Annotated in this window: 16 protein-coding genes; 8 read left to right on the forward strand and 8 right to left on the reverse strand. The window is 70.9% G+C overall.

Annotated features, from left to right (window positions below):
• Positions 1-7 precede the first annotated feature (7 nt).
• Complete coding sequence (locus tag ACZ48X_RS11505; RefSeq protein WP_336349583.1) at positions 8-181, reverse strand: DUF5786 family protein; 174 nt, start codon at positions 179-181, stop codon at positions 8-10.
• Positions 182-390: 209 nt separating this feature from the next.
• Here ACZ48X_RS11505 and ACZ48X_RS11510 point away from each other — a divergent pair, with 209 nt between their 5' ends.
• From ACZ48X_RS11510 to ACZ48X_RS11520, 3 genes are all read left to right on the forward strand, one after another.
• Positions 391-1,407, forward strand: coding sequence for a DUF5784 family protein (locus ACZ48X_RS11510; RefSeq protein ID WP_336349582.1), 1,017 nt, complete (start codon positions 391-393; stop codon positions 1,405-1,407).
• A 234-nt stretch (positions 1,408-1,641) separates the two neighbouring features.
• Positions 1,642-2,511, forward strand: a complete 870-nt coding sequence (locus ACZ48X_RS11515; RefSeq protein ID WP_379761938.1) for a tetratricopeptide repeat protein — start codon at positions 1,642-1,644, stop codon at positions 2,509-2,511.
• On the forward strand, positions 2,511-2,804 hold the full coding sequence (locus ACZ48X_RS11520) for a DUF424 domain-containing protein (protein ID WP_336349677.1): 294 nt from the start codon (positions 2,511-2,513) through the stop codon (positions 2,802-2,804). The genes ACZ48X_RS11515 and ACZ48X_RS11520 overlap by 1 nt, the downstream gene beginning before the upstream one ends.
• Positions 2,805-2,840: 36 nt before the next feature.
• On the opposite strand, the gene ACZ48X_RS11525 is transcribed toward ACZ48X_RS11520, so the two are convergent.
• The gene (locus ACZ48X_RS11525) at positions 2,841-3,671 is read right to left on the reverse strand and encodes a high-potential iron-sulfur protein (protein WP_336349581.1); all 831 of its coding nucleotides are present in this window, start codon (positions 3,669-3,671) and stop codon (positions 2,841-2,843) included.
• A 192-nt stretch (positions 3,672-3,863) separates the two neighbouring features.
• Here ACZ48X_RS11525 and ACZ48X_RS11530 point away from each other — a divergent pair, with 192 nt between their 5' ends.
• Positions 3,864-4,460, forward strand: coding sequence for a DJ-1/PfpI family protein (locus tag ACZ48X_RS11530; RefSeq protein ID WP_336349580.1), 597 nt, complete (start codon positions 3,864-3,866; stop codon positions 4,458-4,460).
• 244 nt (positions 4,461-4,704) lie between these two features.
• Entirely contained in the window at positions 4,705-5,118 is a 414-nt protein-coding gene (locus ACZ48X_RS11535; protein ID WP_336349579.1) for a hypothetical protein, read from the forward strand.
• Positions 5,119-5,142: 24 nt separating this feature from the next.
• Here ACZ48X_RS11535 and ACZ48X_RS11540 read toward each other — a convergent pair whose 3' ends face one another.
• The 4 genes from ACZ48X_RS11540 to ACZ48X_RS11555 form a co-directional block, all read right to left on the reverse strand.
• Positions 5,143-5,460, reverse strand: coding sequence for a hypothetical protein (locus ACZ48X_RS11540; RefSeq protein WP_336349578.1), 318 nt, complete (start codon positions 5,458-5,460; stop codon positions 5,143-5,145).
• A gap of 2 nt (positions 5,461-5,462) precedes the next feature.
• On the reverse strand, positions 5,463-5,906 hold the full coding sequence (locus tag ACZ48X_RS11545; RefSeq protein ID WP_336349577.1) for a helix-turn-helix domain-containing protein: 444 nt from the start codon (positions 5,904-5,906) through the stop codon (positions 5,463-5,465).
• Positions 5,878-7,122, reverse strand: a complete 1,245-nt coding sequence (locus ACZ48X_RS11550) for a hypothetical protein (RefSeq protein WP_336349576.1) — start codon at positions 7,120-7,122, stop codon at positions 5,878-5,880. Before ACZ48X_RS11550 ends, ACZ48X_RS11545 begins: the two co-directional genes overlap by 29 nt.
• Before the next feature lie 187 nt (positions 7,123-7,309).
• Positions 7,310-10,519: a hypothetical protein gene (locus ACZ48X_RS11555; protein WP_336349575.1), complete on the reverse strand. Its 3,210-nt coding sequence runs from the start codon at positions 10,517-10,519 to the stop codon at positions 7,310-7,312.
• A gap of 246 nt (positions 10,520-10,765) precedes the next feature.
• Between ACZ48X_RS11555 and ACZ48X_RS11560 the strand changes: the two genes are divergently transcribed.
• Entirely contained in the window at positions 10,766-12,013 is a 1,248-nt protein-coding gene (locus ACZ48X_RS11560) for a cysteine desulfurase (protein ID WP_336349574.1), read from the forward strand.
• Between the two features lies 1 nt (position 12,014).
• Positions 12,015-12,686, forward strand: a complete 672-nt coding sequence (locus tag ACZ48X_RS11565; protein WP_336349573.1) for an HD domain-containing protein — start codon at positions 12,015-12,017, stop codon at positions 12,684-12,686.
• Between the two features lie 19 nt (positions 12,687-12,705).
• Here ACZ48X_RS11565 and ACZ48X_RS11570 read toward each other — a convergent pair whose 3' ends face one another.
• Complete coding sequence (locus ACZ48X_RS11570; RefSeq protein ID WP_336349572.1) at positions 12,706-14,142, reverse strand: LVIVD repeat-containing protein; 1,437 nt, start codon at positions 14,140-14,142, stop codon at positions 12,706-12,708.
• A 181-nt stretch (positions 14,143-14,323) separates the two neighbouring features.
• Here ACZ48X_RS11570 and sufU point away from each other — a divergent pair, with 181 nt between their 5' ends.
• The gene (gene sufU, locus ACZ48X_RS11575; protein WP_336349571.1) at positions 14,324-14,773 is read left to right on the forward strand and encodes a Fe-S cluster assembly sulfur transfer protein SufU; all 450 of its coding nucleotides are present in this window, start codon (positions 14,324-14,326) and stop codon (positions 14,771-14,773) included.
• A 215-nt stretch (positions 14,774-14,988) separates the two neighbouring features.
• Here the strand turns inward: sufU and ACZ48X_RS11580 are convergent, their stop codons facing one another.
• Positions 14,989-15,903: an alpha/beta fold hydrolase gene (locus ACZ48X_RS11580; protein WP_336349570.1), complete on the reverse strand. Its 915-nt coding sequence runs from the start codon at positions 15,901-15,903 to the stop codon at positions 14,989-14,991.
• Positions 15,904-15,937 lie beyond the last annotated feature (34 nt).

A 15,937-nucleotide genomic window follows, 5' to 3' on the forward strand; every position in this document is an offset into this window, starting at 1 on the left:
GTCGCGGCTACTCCTCCTGGAGTTCCTTGAACTGGTCGAGGAGTTCCTCGGTGGATTCGCCCGAGTCGTACTCGACCTCGCCGTGGTAGACCGTCCGCTCGTCGTCGAAGTCGGCGTCGACGTGCGTCGACTTCTCCTCGCGGCGTTCGTATTCGTCCTCGTCGTAAGCACCCATCGACATGGTAACCATCACCGTGCTAAGGGGTGTCTTCATTTGAAGCTGTCGGTGGTACGTACCAGCATACCATGATTCGTCAGGGTATCGGGTCGGGATCGCCGGCCGCGGCGACTCGACCACCCTCGGGAGGCCACATCGACCCGGCCCCGTCGGCGGTCACGGGGCGCGCGCATGCCGTGGCTCTCATGTGCCAGGGGGGCGTACCGGGGGACGTGGCACGCCCCCTTCGATTCCGGTACTCGCAGGGCCGCTGGACCGACCAGCAGGTCCACGAGCAGTTGTTCTCCGACCTCGACGACAACCTCGGTGCGACGAAGACCACGCCCCACTACCAGCCACCGAACGGCTGGACTGGCGTGCGGTTCGAGATGGACAACGACGACATGGCGCTGTTCCTGTACGACGACAGCGAAGCGTACTGGCTCGGGAACACCGAGACGCCGAGCGCGCTCTGGCGGACCGACAAGCGCGACTGGGACGACGTCCCGTACCCGATCCACCGCTGGGCCCAGCGCGAACTCCTCGCGGACCTCGAAGTCGAGGCGCCCTGGACCGCGGACTACCCGCACGTCGCGTGGTTCTTCCTCCCCGTCCTCATGAGCAAGGACGGCCGACACACGACGCGCAAATTCCTCTCGGAGCACGCCTGCGGGTTCCCGGACGCCGACGCGGACGACGCGCTCGCGTTCCTCGAACGCGTCCTCGACACGGGCGTCCTCGACGACGACCGCCACGTCATGGCGGGCAAGCTCGGGACGAGCGAGTACCTCGACCTGACGCGGATGGCCTCGGCGGTCGCGGAGTACGTCGCCGCGTGGGTCCTCACCGAAGCCGGCTACGACGTCGTCCCCGAGATCGACGTCGCGGGCGGCTACAGTCTCGACTACCGCGCGATATCGCCGGACGGCACGAGCAACCTCGTCGAGGTGACCCGGCCGCTCCCGCCCCAGGACCGCTCGCAGAACAGTCCCGTCGCGGCCATCCGCGAGACCGCGCAGACGAAGACCACCGGCCAGCTCGAAGCGCACGGTGGCGGCGTGACGCTGTTCGTCGACTGCTCGAGCTACCACGACGACCAGTGGGCGGCGGTCCGCGGGGAACGCCCGGACGTCCACCACAAGCCCGCGCTCGTCTACCGCGTCCGCCCCGACGGGAGCGTCGAGGGCTACACGAAGGGCTCGGTCCCGCTCGACCTCGACGGTGTCGTCGACGTCATCGCACGGGACTGACCGGCCACGCCCGTCGGCGACGCCATCGCACGGGACTGACCGGCCACGCCCGTCGGCGACGCCATCGCACGCGACCGACAGCCGACTGGCCGTCGACGACGCCCGGTCCCTCGTGGCGTGGTAACCGGTTCCTAACCCCCTTCGTTTCGACTGGAGATACGCACGAGGGCGTCGCGTTCGACGTTGACGGCGCGAGCGAAGGGCTTACCCGCGCTCGTCGCCAAAACCACTTCCATGACCGAGGAGAACCCCGACCGCAAGCACGAGTACTCCTCCGGCCAGGGGTTCGACGACCCCTACGCCGAGTTCGACATCGACCCGCCGGAGCTCGACGTCGACCCGTCGAAGGTCGACCCCGTCGACAGCCGCGTCGTCACCGACCTCCTCGACCGGGCGAACACGAACGCGGACGCGGTCGACGCCGAGGAACTGCTCGACGTCGGCCTGAACTACGTCGCCATCAACCGCTACGAGCAGGCCGTCGACACCTTCCAGCGCGTCGCACAGTTCACGGACGACGACGCGCTCGCGCAGGAGGGCTGGGTGAACAAGGGCGCGGCCCACGCCGAACTCGAGGAGTGGGACAAGGCCATCGGCGCGTACCGGGAGGCGCTCAGTATCGACGACGAATCAGAGCACGCGGCGAGCGCGGAGACGAACCTCGCGTACGCGCTCTGGGAGTCCGGTGACGTCTCGCGGGCGCTCGAGCACTCCGAGCGCGCCGTCGAGATCGACGACCGGTTCGGGCAGGCGTGGTACAATCGCGGGTTCTTCCTCGCGGAACGCGGGCTCTCCGAGGACGCCGTACAGTGTTTCGACAACGCCATCCGCCTCGGGATGCGGAACTCGCAGATCCTCGAGGAGAAGGCGCGAGCGCTCGAGGACATGGGCGAGGACGAGCGCGCCGAGGAGGTCACGGCGGAGGCCGAGGAGCTCCGCGAGGACATGGAGCAGCAGATGGTCGAAGAGCAGGTCGGGCAGGCACCCGGCGGGTCGCCCGAGGGACTGCGTGGCGAGGACCCGCGGCCCGACCCGGCGGACGACCCGCGCGTCGACGGCGACGACCCGCGAGGCGGGCCCGGCGGCGGCGGTGGTCCGCTGTGATACTGCTCAGCGAGCGCGAGACGAGCGAGGGTCTGCTCGTCGCGGCCTGCGACGCGGACCTCCTCGGGGAGACGTTCGAGGAGGGCGAGATCTCGCTGACGGTGACCGAGGAGTTCTACGGCGGCGACGAGGTCGACGCCGAGACGGCGGTCGACGCCGTCCGACGTTCGGACGTCGCGAACCTCGTCGGTACCGAGACCGTCGAGGCCGCGGTCGACGCCGGCGTCGTCGACGAGAGCACGGCGCTCACGGTCGACGGGACGCTGCACGCGCAGGTTCTGCGACTCGGGTGAGCGTCGGCATCGATCCCGGTCAGCCGCCGCTCTCGGTCATCCCTCGCTGACGTGTTCCCAGATGACGCACCAGTCCTCAGTGGCGACGAACCCCTTGACGGCGGCGCACGCTCCCCACCCGTCGCCGTTCTGGTCGGGGATGAACTCGGCGCAGTTCCCGCAAGACTGCCCGGGTTCGGCGTCGCCGTCCGCTAACGCTTCGACTGACTCGGTGAGGCTGACGTCCGCCTGCGCGCTGAGCTGCTCGGGGTTGCGCGTCTCGTCGCCCTGCGAGGTCGCGGTCCGGTACGCTTCGGGGACCTCGGCGGTCGCGAGGTCCCCCTCGTTCATCCCCTCCGGGACCGACGGTTCGGGGAGCGACTCGTAGAGCGAGCACCAGTCGGCGCCGTCGACGTACCCTTCGACCTCGGCGCACGCGCCGAACCGGTCGCCGTTCTTGTCGGGGATGTAGTCCGCGCAGTTCGCACAGCAGCGCCCCGGTTTGTGCGTCGGTTGTTCGAGGGCGTCGTCGTACTCGGAGAACTTCACGTTCCCCTTCGGTTGCAGGTCGTCCGGATCGCGCGTCTCACCGCCGAGCGACGTCGCGGTCTGGTACGCCTCGGGGACGGGCCCGCGCTCGAACTCCTCCTCGGAGACGCCCTCGGGTCGGTCGTCGTCCCCGTCCTCGTCGTCGTCCTCGTCCGGTGGTTCGTCGGTCTCGGCTTCGGTGTCGGTGTCGCCGGTCCCGCTGAGACAGCCGCTCAGCGACGCGAGGCCGGCGGTCGTTCCAGCGGCCGCCGCGAGGTAGCGTCGGCGCGCGAGCAGGTCGAACACGTCGCTCCGGTCGTAGCCGTCGCCACCAGACTCGCGTGAGAAATTTTCTGTCATACGTTTCGGCAGACGAGATGAGAGGCCATTATACGTGAATACGGTTCAGCGGCCGAGGGAGCCGGTAGCGACTGCATACGAACACGGCCCACCGACCGAGCGAGACCGACGCAACCACGCCTCACCCCGTCGAACGCGTTCATCACGGAGCTTTATCGCCTCTCGGACCGTATTCCACTACAGGTGCTACCAATGCCCAAGAAGATACTGATGATCGTCGGCGACTTCGGGGAGGACCTCGAGATAATGGTGCCGTTCCAGGCGCTGGACATGCTCGGGCACGACGTTCACGCCGTCTGCCCGGAGAAGGAGGCCGGCGAGAAGATCAAGACCGCGGTGCACGACTTCCGTGGCGACCAGACGTACCTCGAGGAGCGCGGGCACGACTTCGAGCTGAACGCGACGATGGCCGACGTCGACCCCGCCGAGTACGACGCGCTCGTCGTCCCCGGCGGCCGCGCCCCCGAGTACCTCCGCGGATACGACGAGGTACTGGACGCCGTCCGGCACTTCTTCGACGCCGAGAAGCCGGTCGCCGCCATCTGTCACGGCCCGCAGATACTCGCCGCCGCCGACGTCCTCGACGGCTACGAGATGACGAGCTACCCCGCCGTCCAGGCCGAGGTCGAGGGCGCGGGCTGCGCGTGGGTGGACGAGGTCACGACCGACCGGAACCTCGTCACCGCGCAGGCGTGGCCCGACCACGCCGAGTGGCTCCGCCAGTTCATGACGGTCCTCGGCGACGAGATAGTGCACGACGACGCCGCGGTCGCCGCCGACGACGACTGACTTCGTCAGTCGAGCAACCGGACGCAGTCCGGTGACGACGACTGAATCGCTCGCCGCGCGCGGTCGGCCAGACCACCGAATTTTTCACGCCGACTATCGTGGACGGAATCGATGCCAGCCGCGCGTCGCGACGGTGCCCGGAACCCGTCGAGCGACGACGACGCGGCGTCGAGTGGGCCGTCTTCCACCGCGACAGCTGACCCGCACCATCGAGCTTTTGTTCCGCCACGAGTCCACGGAATCGATGGCTGACGCCGCCACCGACCCCCACGAGACCGACGCGCCGGACGTCACCCCGTTTCGCGTGCTCTCGCTGTGGTTCGCACTCACGCTCTCCGTCGGTGCACTCGCACAACTCGCACTGGACCCCGTCCTCGAACCCCAGCAGCGGACGGTCGCCGGGAACGCGCTCGCGCTCCTCGTCGCGGTCGCGACCCTTCGCGCCCGCCCGAGGGTTTCCGCCGACCCGGCGTGGCGCGCCGGCGGCGTCGGCATCGGGCTCGCGATGCTCGCCCTCGCCACCGACGAGATACTGACGCACCTCACCGCCAGTGGGACCGGACTCGACGTGCTTGGTAGCCGGTTCGTCGCCGTCCCGCTCGGCCTCGCCGTCGGCGTCGTCGTCGAGTACCACCGGAACCGCCGCGGGTCGTCGTGACCGTCGCAACACGGCGTCGTCGGCTCACTCGCCGATGACGAGCGAGTACGCGATAGAGCACAGGCCCGTGAACTGGAGGGCGCGAACGGCGAGCAGCACGTAGTTCTGCTGGAGGAGCGAGATGACGTGGAACCGGACGAGCGCCGACCCGACGAGCGCGGTGACGTACGCTGCACCGAACAGGAGTATCATGCCCGCGGACAGGAACAGCATCTTCCGGCTGCGGTCCCGGAGGACGCCGCGGAGTGCGAGCGCCGCGATGAACAGGCCGACTATCGCGGAGCCGGCGGCGAGCGCGAGTGTGGCGATCTCGACGACCGCGTACGAGAGGAGTCCCGTCATAGCTAGAACTTCCTCCAGAGGCGCTGCAGTTCGTCGGTCATATCGCGGTCCATGCGCGCGACGTCGTGTTCGAGCGCGCCGTCGCGCAGCCGGACCTCGAAGCTGTCGAGGCGCGCGACGTAGACGGCGTCGTGGTGGCCGTCGCGACGCGCACGCGTCTCCTCGCGCAGCAGGTCGACGTCCACGAGGTCGTCGACGCGGCGCGATACCGTCTGCAGCGAGGCCTCGCAGCCCTCGGCGAGTTCGCTCTTGGACTTCGGGTCGACGCTCGTCGCCGCGAGGATGCGCTGGACGTGCTCGTCCGCGAGCAGGTCCGCGACGGTCGACAGGTCGGCGGGGTCGGTCATGCTACTGAGGAGGGTCGGCGTGAGCGGTTCGGGTCGGTCGGTCGTCCCGTCCCGACGCGTCGGTCGGCGGTCACGTGTCGCTGTCGTTTGCTGGCTCATAGCTGAACAGGAGCGATCGGCTGTGTTCGTCCTGACTGTACGTGAACTCGATGTCGTCGGCGGCGAGGTCGCCCGTCGCGAACGCGAGCTCGTCGCCGGGTTCGAGCGTCGACCCCGACGCTGGTGGGTTCCGGAGCGCCTCGGTGGGGCGGAACTCGGCGCGGTCGACGGAGACGGGTTCGCCCGCGTCGTGGCTGACCGTTATCGTATCCGAGCCCTGGTCGACGCCCCACGTGACGAACGGCAGCGAGCGGTAGTCGTCGCCGTCGTCGCCGTCCATGTACGCGCTCTCGTCGAGCTGGAGTGCGACGCGGACGAACGGGTCGTCGACGGTGACGTCGACGCGCGACGCCCGGTCGCCGCGCGTGATGCCGCTGATCTGGCGTTTGACCTCGGCTCTCGACGGCGTCTCGCCGTCGGCGAACGCGTGGTCGTAGACGAAGTACGCCGAGGACTCGTCGAACGTGAACCACACCGCGCTGGCGAGGTCGCCGCTCACGATACCGAACGCGCTCAATACCGTCGGCGGCGCGCCGACGCGCTCGGTGTACGCCGCGAACGACGCGTCGACCTCGTGGCGCCGGTCGACGCGGCCCGCTTCGGCGTCGACGAGCGCCCGTGCTTTCGCCCGGCGGGTCTCGCCGGCCGTGTGGACGACCGCGTCCGTGGAGACGGCGAGCAGTCGGTCGACGTCCGTGCGGTCGTACACGTCGAACTCGCGGTAGTCGTCGGCACGCCCGTAGTTCGTGTCGGCCAGCGTCCGCTCGACGGTCGCGCGGTCGACGGACGCTTCCGCGACGCTGCCGAGAGCGCCGACGCTGACGAGGCGGTCGTACGACGCCAGCGGGTACCCGACGTAGTCCATCGACGCCTGCGCGACGTTCCGCCCGATGTCGAACGGCCGGCCGAGCTGTGCCGCGCCGAGGTCGCCTGGCGTCGCGTACGTCCAGTTCCCGTACGGGTCGTCCTCGTCCGCCGCGTCGAGCGGCGGCAGTTCGGCTTCCGCGGGGAACCATCGCCGGTAGCCGGGGGTGGCGTCACCGCGTCCGGGGAGGTCGACGTCGCCGTACCGTATCGCGCGGCTCGCCGGCGGCAGGAGGTTCGTGCACCCGGCGCTCGCAGCGGCCGTGCCCGCGGCGAGCAGCCCACCGGTTCGACGCAGCACCTGGCGCCGGGACCGACCACCACCACCACCGTCGTCCGCGCTCTGTCGCATCGTGAACAGGTTTGATGCCGGGTGGTATTATAAATGGGGACCGACGGTGACGGCCCTGGAACCCGGAGAAAGGATTAAATAGAGCGGTCAGTCGTGGCCGGTGCCGAACGCGCGCTTCGGGCAGCGACGGGCGAGCGGTCGACCACGACGCCTCGCGACGTGGTGCCGGAGTCGTCGCGGTCCTGGATCAGGGCAAACGGTCGGTGAGCGTCGACAGTGCACCGTCGAGGACGCGCCCCAGGGATGCACGAGCGAGCCAGGAGTCCTCGGCGGTGTCGCTCGCGTCGTCGGGAGCGTCCGTGGACTCGTCGAGGATGGCGGTGACGGCGTCGCGGACGCCTTCGGGGGCGTGCTCGCGGCACTCGTCGAGCGCGTCGGCGTACGCGTCCGGGTCGACGCGAGCGACGACGCGTACGGCGGCGATCTGCACGCGCGGGTCGGGGTGGGCGAGTCGGCGCGCGACGACGTCGAGCGCGTCGGGCGCGATCGCGCCAGGCGACGCCCGGGCGACGGCGGCGAGTGCGCGGAGGACGGACGCGACGACCGCCGGGTCGTCGTCGAGCGCGTCCACGAGCCGACCGGCGAGGGACGCGGCCGCGTTCGGGTCGCGCGCCGCGACGGCGGCGATCCCGCGAGCGCTCGCGGCGCGAACGGCGACCGCGTCGTCCGTCAGTGCGTCGACGAGATGGCGCGGGCACGCCGTCCCGGACGCGCCCGTGGCGAGTGCGGCGACCGCGCGAACCGCCGGGTCGTCGTGGTCGTGCCGGTCGGCGAGCGCGCTCGCCGCCGCGGCCGCATCCTCGGCATCGGTGGCGTAAGCGCGAACGAACGCGACCACGTCCGCGAGCCACTCGTCGTCCGCGTCCGCCGAGCGGCCCGAGTCGGGGAGTGCACGGACTGGGACGCTCGCCGGGTCGTCGACGGCGACGCTCACGAGGGCGACCGCCGCGTAACCGCGCACGAGGTCGTCGTCCGCTCCGAGGAGCGTCGGAAGGTCCGCCACCACGGCGCGAGCGTCGTCCGGGCGGGCGAGCGCGTGCCGGCCGAGTTCGCTCGCGGCACGCGCCCTGACGGCCCCGTCGACGGCGTCTGCGTAATCGAGGAGGACGCCCGTCGCTGGGGTGGCGTCGTCGCGGTCGCTCGCGGCGGTTGCGAGGGCGCGCGTGGCGCGGCGGCGGACGACCGCGTCCGGGCTGGTCGCCGCGTCCGTGAGCGCCGACGGGTCCGCGACGAGCGGCTCGAACGCGGTCATCGCGGCGACCGCACGCGTCGCCTCCCGATCGTCGTCGGCGACGCGCGAGAGAAGCACGGACAGCGGCGTTGCGTCGTCGATCGCCAGCGACGCGAGCGCTCGCGCGGCCGCGGACCGTACCGCGTCGTCTCCGACGGCCGCGGCGAGTGCGTCCGTCGCGGCCACGACCTCCGGCGTCGAGCGTGCGACGGTCGGGACGGCGAGTGCGGCGCGACGCCGTTCGACCGGAGCCTCGTCGTCGAGGCGGTCGAGGAGGAACGCGACGAACGGGCGAACGTCCTCGCGTGCGTCCACGCCCGTCGTCTGCGCGACGGCGTCGAGTGCGCTCGCGGCGCAGTCGCTCGTCGCCGCGGTGTCGTCGAGCGCATCCACGAGCGCCGGCACGGCCCCGGCACGACGGACGGCGTCGGGTGCGGCTGCCGCGACCGACGCGAGCGCGCACGAGACGCCCTCGCGGACCGCGACCTCGTCGTCGTCGAGCGCGTCCGCGAGCGCCGGCACGGTCCCGGCGAGTTCGTGCGGGCGCTCGTCCATGAGCGAGACGAGGTCCGCCGCGGCGGCAGTGCGGACCGCGGCCGCGTCGTCGTCGAGTCGCGCGAGCAGTCGTTCCTGTGTCGGCGAGAGCGTCGCCGTTGCGCGCTCGGCGACCGTGGCGAGTTCGCTCGCCGCGTACCCAGCCGTCCAGGCGTCGTCGGCCGCGAGCGAGTCCGCGAGCGCGTCCACGTCCCCAGAGCCCGGAGCGTCGCGAGCGACCGCGGCGACCGCGTCCGCGAGCGGTTCGCGGACGCCAGCGACCGTGAGGTGTGCGGCGACGTCCTGGACGTGGTCCGCGACCGCCGACGGTGCCGCGGTCGCGACCGCGGCGACCGCTTCGGCGAGCGGTTCCCGGACCGCGGGGTCGTCGTCGAGGCCGGCGACGAGGACGCCGACGGCGTCGGCGACGGCGGTCGGCGTCTCGTTCGCGACCGCAGCGAGCGCGTCCGCGACGGCCTCCCGGACGGCAGCGTCCGCATCTCCGAGTGCGTCCGAGAGGTCGGCGACGAACGGCGCGACCACGTCCGCGTCCTGTGCCGCCAGCACCGCGAGTGCGTTCGCGACCGCACGCCTGACGTCCACGCACTCGTCGTCGAGGTGCGCCGCGAGCGAGGGCGGTGCCGCGGCGACGGCCTCGCGGTCGGTCGCCGCGACCGCGGCGAGTGCGCGAGCGGCGTCGACGCGGACCGCGGGGTCGGTCGCGTCGAGGTGCGAGACGAGCGCGCCCGTGCTCGCCGCGACCCGACCGGGGGCGACGTCGGCGACCGCGGCGAGTGCCGACGTGGCGTGCCCGCTGACCGCGCGGTCCTCGTCGTCGAGTGCCGCCTCGAGGAGCGACGCGTGGGCGGTGACGGCGTCGGGGTGCGTCGGTGCGACGGTCGCGAGTGCCGCCGTCAGGTCCCGACGCGCCTCCGGCGGGCCGGCGGCGACGGCGTCGGCGACCGGGGTGGCGACCGCGGCGACCGCTCCCGGGTCGACCGCGGCGACGCTCGCGAGCGCTCGTGCCGCGTCCACGGCGGCGAACGCGAGCGCCTCAGCGAGCGCGTCCGTCGCCGGTGCGACCGCGTCCGGGTCCGCGCTCGCGACGTCGGCGAGTGCGCGCGCCGCGACGAGGCTCTCCGCGTCGGCGAGGTGCGCCGCGAGTGCGTCCGCGACGCGAGCCACGCTCGCCGGGTCGTGTGCTGCGACCGACGCGAGCGCGTCGACGGCAGCAGCGACGACGTCCACGCGGTCGTCCCCGAGTGCGTCCGCGAGCGCGTCCACGTCCTCGACGAACGCGCCGGGGTCGGCCACGGCGAGCGTCGCGACCGCCTCCGCGCACCGCACCCGCACCCGGCCGTGCTCGTCATCGAACCGCGAGAGCAGGTCGTCGCGGGCGCGCTGCACGTCCCGCGGCGAGTCCGCCGCGAGCGCGCCGAGTTGTCGGGCGGCGTACGCGCGAACGTCCGCGTCGCCCGCGGCGAGGAACGACGTCAACCGGTCGGTGCTGACGACGACGCCGAACGCCTCCCCGGTCCCGACGGAGGCGGGTGACGGCCCGCCGTCCTCTGTCGCTCGTTCCTCCCCGACGTCCTGCTCGGTGTCCGAGACCGGGTCCTCAGCGGAGAACACGCCCCCTCACCCTGGTTACCAGTCTGCACCCGGAACGCGTCGAATACTGCATGATTAGATCAGTAGAACACTTCCACCCCGCGCACTTAATCATTCGTTCTTTTCAGCCGTTTCAGGCCACTGAGATGCTAATATTGTTTACGGTAATTGCGTTAGTTTGCTGGTCAGATACTTACCAGTCCCCGAGTGTGGCACGGACTCGCGGGACCGAAGGACAATAGGCCCCTGAGCCGCTAGACACGCGTAATGAGTACGCAGGACGCCGAAGGCCTCGACGTGGCCGCCATCCGCGAGGACTTCCCCATCCTCGAGCGCGAGTTCAACGGACACGACCTCGTCTACCTCGACAACGCCGCGACGTCGCACACGCCCGACCAGGTCGTCGACGAGATCGCGCGGTACTACCGCGAGTACAACGCGAACGTCCACCGCGGCCTCCACCAGCTCAGTCAGGAGGCGAGCATCGCGTACGAGGACGCGCACGACCGCGTCGCGGAGTTCATCGGCGCGAGCGGCGGTCGCGAGGAGGTGGTGTTCACGAAGAACACGACCGAGAGCATGAACGTCGTCGCGTACGCGTGGGGGCTCGCAGAGCTCGGGCCCGGCGACGAGGTCGTCCTCACGGAGATGGAGCACCACGCCGCGCTCGTCACCTGGCAGCAGATATGCAAGCGGACGGGTGCGGAATGCAAGTACATCGGACTGACCGAGGACGGCCAGCTCGACATGGACGACGCCCGCGACACCATCACGGACGACACCCAGATGGTCTCGGCGGTGCACGTCTCGAACACGCTCGGGTGCGTGAATCCCGTGAGCGACCTCGCCGACGTCGCGCACGACCACGACGCGCTGTTCTTCGTCGACGGCGCGCAGGCCGCGCCGAACCGGCCCGTGGACGTCGAGGCCATCGACGCGGACTTCTACGCCTTCAGCGGCCACAAGATGTGCGGCCCGACCGGCGTCGGCGTCCTCTACGGCAAAGAGCACCTGCTGGAGGAGATGGACCCGTACCTCTACGGCGGGATGATGATCCGGAAGGTGACGTTCGAGGACTCGACGTGGAACGACCTCCCCTGGAAGTTCGAGGCGGGGACGCCCGTCATCGCGCAGGGCATCGCGCTCGCCGAAGCCATCGACTACCTCGACGACATCGGGATGGAGAACGTGAAGCGTCACGAGGAGCGCCTCGCGGAGTACGCGTACGACCGCCTCACCGCGATGGACGACGTCGACGTGTACGGCCCGAGCCCCGAGCAGGGCCGCACCGGGCTGGTGTCGTTCAACCTCGGTGACGTCCACGCGCACGACCTCTCGAGCATCCTGAACGACTACGCGGTCGCGATCCGCGCCGGCGACCACTGCACGCAGCCGCTGCACGACCGGCTCGGCGTCGCCGCGAGCGCTCGCGCGAGCTTCTACATCTACAACACCGAAGCCGAGGTCGACAAGCTCGTCGAGGCTATCGAGGGCGCCCGCGACCTGTTCGCCTGAGATGCACGCCCCGCTGGACGAGGCTGCGGTCCGCGAGCGCGCCGAATCGTACTTCGACGGCGTGTCGCCGTGTCACGACTTCGAGCACGTCCGCCGGGTGGTCGCGACCGCGAAGCGCCTCGCGGACGAGACCGAGCGCGGCGTGCACGCCCGCCCGCGGGACGTCGACCGGGACGTTCTCGTTGCCGCCGGCTGGCTGCACGACGTCGGTCGCGCGAAGGAGTCCCGCGGCGAGATCGAGTGTCACGCCGAGTGGGGTGCGAGCGAAGCCAGAACCATCCTCCGAGAGCTCGGCCGCACCGACGACGCGTTCCTGGACGCGGTCGCGCACTGCGTGCACGCTCACCGGTTCTCGAACGACGTCGAGCCCGACTCGCTCGAGGCCGAACTCCTGAGCGACGCGGACAACCTCGACGCGACCGGCGCCGTCGGCGTCGCTCGCGTGTTCGCGTACGCCGGCGAGTACGGGAACACGCTCTACGACCCCGACCTGCCGCCGAGCGAGGACGACACCGACGCCGGCGAGACGTCGTTCAACCACTTCCACAAGAAGATACTCCACCTCGAGGACCGCATGCACACCGCCGCCGGCGCGGCGCTCGCACGCGACCGCCACGCGTACGTCGAATCCTTCCTCGACCGGTTCGAACGCGAAGCCAGCGGCGAGGACTGACGCGTCCGGCGATCCCGTGTCACTCGTCGTCCTCGGGGTCGGGGAACTCGCGGCGCTGCATCGTCGGCGCCGGCACCGCGTCCGCCGCCGACGGCTCCGGGAAGACGTACAGGACCGCGCCCTCGCCGCGGCGTTGCGCGCCCAGCGAGTACCGCGGGTCGAGGTAGCTCGTCGCGACGAACCCCGATTCGAGCGGTTTCGCCGTCCAGAACCACGTGCGCTCGGGGGCACGCCACTCGCCGAGAAGGAGCGGCTCGGCGAGTGCCGCGACGTCGTACACGCGGACGCCGCCGCCGTGCCACGACGTGTACAGGCGGTCACCGTCGACGCCGAGGTTGTGCGCCGTCCACCCGGACTGCGTTCGGTTCCCGCGAGGGTCGGGCGGCCGGAGCACCGACCGGACCGACGGCGTCGCGCCGTCGACGTCGAGCGCGCGGAGGTCCCAGCACTCCACGCCACCCGGCCCGCCGTCCTTGAGTGTTCGCGGGACGTCGAGCGCCTCCTTCCCGACGAACGCCGCGCTCCCGTTCGCGTTCGGCTGCACGTAGTGGCTGTTCCCCGGTCGTTCCTCGAACTCCGCGGCCAGCCCATCGATGCCAGCGAGGTACGCCGGGTCGTGGCCGCCGAGGTGCGCGAGCGCCGTCGGCGCCGTCGGGTCCGCGACGTCGACGACCCACGTCCCCGCGTCCCAGTACGCCGCGTACAGGACACCGTCCTGGACGTAGACGTCGTGGCAGTTCCGGAAGAGGCCCGGGACCGTCGCCCACGCCGAATCCGCGTCGGCGGGGTTCCAGCGTGCGACCTCCTCGGGGTCGTCGTCGCGCACGTCGTAGACGACGACCGGTTCGCCGAACTCGCCGCTGCCCGCGAGGTAGACGTGGTCGCCGTCGACGAACGAGTTGTGCGGGCCGAACGCCGTCTCGTGGAACGCGACGCGCTCCGGGCTCGCGGGGTCGCTGACGTCGTACAGGAAGAACCCCTTCAGTGACTGCGAGAGGAAGCGCGGTTGCGCGGTCGGGCCGGCAACGAGCAGTCGGTCGCCGGACACCTTCACGTCCCGGACGGCCGTCATCGGTCGCTTCCCGTCGTCCGCGCCGGCTTCGAGGTCGCGTTCGACGAACGCCACGGTCGGGTCGAACGGGTTGCTCGCGTCCACGACCGCGAACCCGTTGCCGAGCGCGCAGTACACCGTCTCGCCGTCGTCGTCGACGACCGCCTCCGTGACTCCAGGGAGAGCGAGTCGCCCCGCCGGGTCGACGGTCGGGAACGCCTCCGGAGCGACGCTCGCACCGGTCGACGCCTCGGGATCGACGCCCGCCGCGGTCGACGCGTCGTCGGTCGCCGACGCTCGAACCGTCCCGCTGGCGGCAGCGAACCCGCAGACGACGCCGAGTCCGGCGACGGTCGCGAGGACGCGCCGTCGCGTCGGCCGAGGGCCGGTCGCTCGCTCGCGCATACCGTCCCCTTGCGGCGCTCGCGTCAAACCGCTCGTTGCCACGTGCCGACCGACTGGTTGCGCGCCGAACCGTCCGTCGTCCACGCCACCCCGACCGCAGCACGCGCAACAGTCGCGATTCCGGCACCTCCGGGGTGCTGCGGAACGCTTTTGCGGCCGACGACCCAACCCAGACACAACGATGGGAATGGGCTCGGACATGTACCGACAGCAGATCCTCGATCACTACAAGAACCCGCGTAACTACGGGGAGATCGAGGACGCGACGTTCACGCACGTCGGCGAGAACCCGATGTGCGGCGACGAGATAACGATCGACGTCGTCCTCGAGGACGACGACGAGACCATCGAGGCGGTGGCGTTCCGCGGCGACGGCTGCGCCATCTCGCAGGCGAGCGCGAGCATGCTCACGAGCGAACTCCGCGGGAAGACCCTCGACGAGCTCCACGCGATGGACCGCGACGACGTCGTCGACATGCTCGGCGTCGACATCTCGCCGATGCGCGTGAAGTGCGCCGTGCTCGCCGAGAAGGTCGCACAGGACGGCGCGGACATCTACAAGGGCGACATCGAGGACGTCGACATCACGCGGACCGAGGAAGACGACGCCGACGTCCCCGACGACGCCTGATCATCCCCTTTTCGCCCACGTTTTCCGGCGGTCGAGTCGCGAGCGAAGCGAGGCGACGCAGTCGCCTCGATGGCGAACGGGCATCGCCCGTGAGCCGAAGCGAGCGGCGAGGCCGCCGAGAAAAGGTGGTTGCACGTCACGCGGACCGAGGACGACGACGCCGACGTCCCCGACGACGCCTGAGCGACTGTTTTCGAGTTGCGTTCGCTACCTGCTCAGGCGACGGTGTCGAGGAACGCGCGGACCCTGTCGGTGACGACCGCGGGGTTGTCGACGACGGAGCCGTGGCCGGCGTCGGGGACCGTGACGACGTCCACGTCGGCGTTCACGAGGAGGGTCTGGAGTCCCGTTGCCATCGTCGCGAGGGTGCCGGGGATGGCGTCGCCGTAGCAGACGAGCGTCGGTGCGGTGACGGCGGTCGGGTCGAAGTCGCTCCGCGGGAACCCGGTGGTGGCATCCGCGACCTTCACGAGTTCGTCGTGCGCGATGGGCGGGTCGGCGGCCACGAGTTCGAGGATGGCGTCGGCGTTCCCCGCTGACCCGGGCGCGAGCGTCTCGTACGCTCGAATCTGGAGGCGGTTGAGGGCGTCGTAGGAGACGATGCGGTCGAGCCTGGAGAGGAGCGTGACGAACCCCATGGCGGCGCGGCCGCGCCACCCGACCGGGACGGTACTGACGGGGTCGACGAGGACGAGGCCGGCGACGTCGTCGGGGTACATCGCGGCGTACTGCTGGGCGATGGCGCCACCCATGGACGCGCCGACGAGCACGGGCTGGGAGACGTCGAGCGCGGCGAGGAGCGCGCGGAGGTCGAGCGCGTACAACTCCATCGTGTACGACTCGCGCTGGGAGCCGCCGGTGTGGCCGTGGCCGCGCGTGTCGTACGCGACGACGTCGAACGCGTCGCCGAACGCGTCGAGTTGCTGCGCCCACACGGTCGCGCTCATCCCCATCGGATGTACGAACACGACGGGTCGGCCGCTCCCGCGTCGATAGTACCTCGTGTCGAGGCCGTTCGTCCGTGCGGTCCCGCGTTCGAGGTCCTCGAGTCGCTCGAACGTCTCGAGGAACGACCCCGCCGTCGGGTCGACCGTCGCCGGCTCCCCGGCGTCCGTGCTCGCGTGCTGCATGCGAGCGGTACGCTCGCTGTGGGCATAACGACGC

It is taken from the genome of Halorubellus litoreus (genome assembly GCF_055378595.1).

Coding starts and splice junctions, on each gene's coding strand:
- ACZ48X_RS11505 (WP_336349583.1), bottom strand. CDS start 181: ATGTCGATGGGTGCTTACGACGAGGACGAATACGAACGCCGCGAGGAG.
- ACZ48X_RS11515 (WP_379761938.1), top strand. CDS start 1,642: ATGACCGAGGAGAACCCCGACCGCAAGCACGAGTACTCCTCCGGCCAG.
- ACZ48X_RS11525 (WP_336349581.1), bottom strand. CDS start 3,671: ATGACAGAAAATTTCTCACGCGAGTCTGGTGGCGACGGCTACGACCGG.
- ACZ48X_RS11530 (WP_336349580.1), top strand. CDS start 3,864: ATGCCCAAGAAGATACTGATGATCGTCGGCGACTTCGGGGAGGACCTC.
- ACZ48X_RS11535 (WP_336349579.1), top strand. CDS start 4,705: ATGGCTGACGCCGCCACCGACCCCCACGAGACCGACGCGCCGGACGTC.
- ACZ48X_RS11540 (WP_336349578.1), bottom strand. CDS start 5,460: ATGACGGGACTCCTCTCGTACGCGGTCGTCGAGATCGCCACACTCGCG.
- ACZ48X_RS11545 (WP_336349577.1), bottom strand. CDS start 5,906: ATGAGCCAGCAAACGACAGCGACACGTGACCGCCGACCGACGCGTCGG.
- ACZ48X_RS11550 (WP_336349576.1), bottom strand. CDS start 7,122: ATGCGACAGAGCGCGGACGACGGTGGTGGTGGTGGTCGGTCCCGGCGC.
- ACZ48X_RS11560 (WP_336349574.1), top strand. CDS start 10,766: ATGAGTACGCAGGACGCCGAAGGCCTCGACGTGGCCGCCATCCGCGAG.
- ACZ48X_RS11565 (WP_336349573.1), top strand. CDS start 12,015: ATGCACGCCCCGCTGGACGAGGCTGCGGTCCGCGAGCGCGCCGAATCG.
- ACZ48X_RS11570 (WP_336349572.1), bottom strand. CDS start 14,142: ATGCGCGAGCGAGCGACCGGCCCTCGGCCGACGCGACGGCGCGTCCTC.
- sufU (WP_336349571.1), top strand. CDS start 14,324: ATGGGAATGGGCTCGGACATGTACCGACAGCAGATCCTCGATCACTAC.
- ACZ48X_RS11580 (WP_336349570.1), bottom strand. CDS start 15,903: ATGCAGCACGCGAGCACGGACGCCGGGGAGCCGGCGACGGTCGACCCG.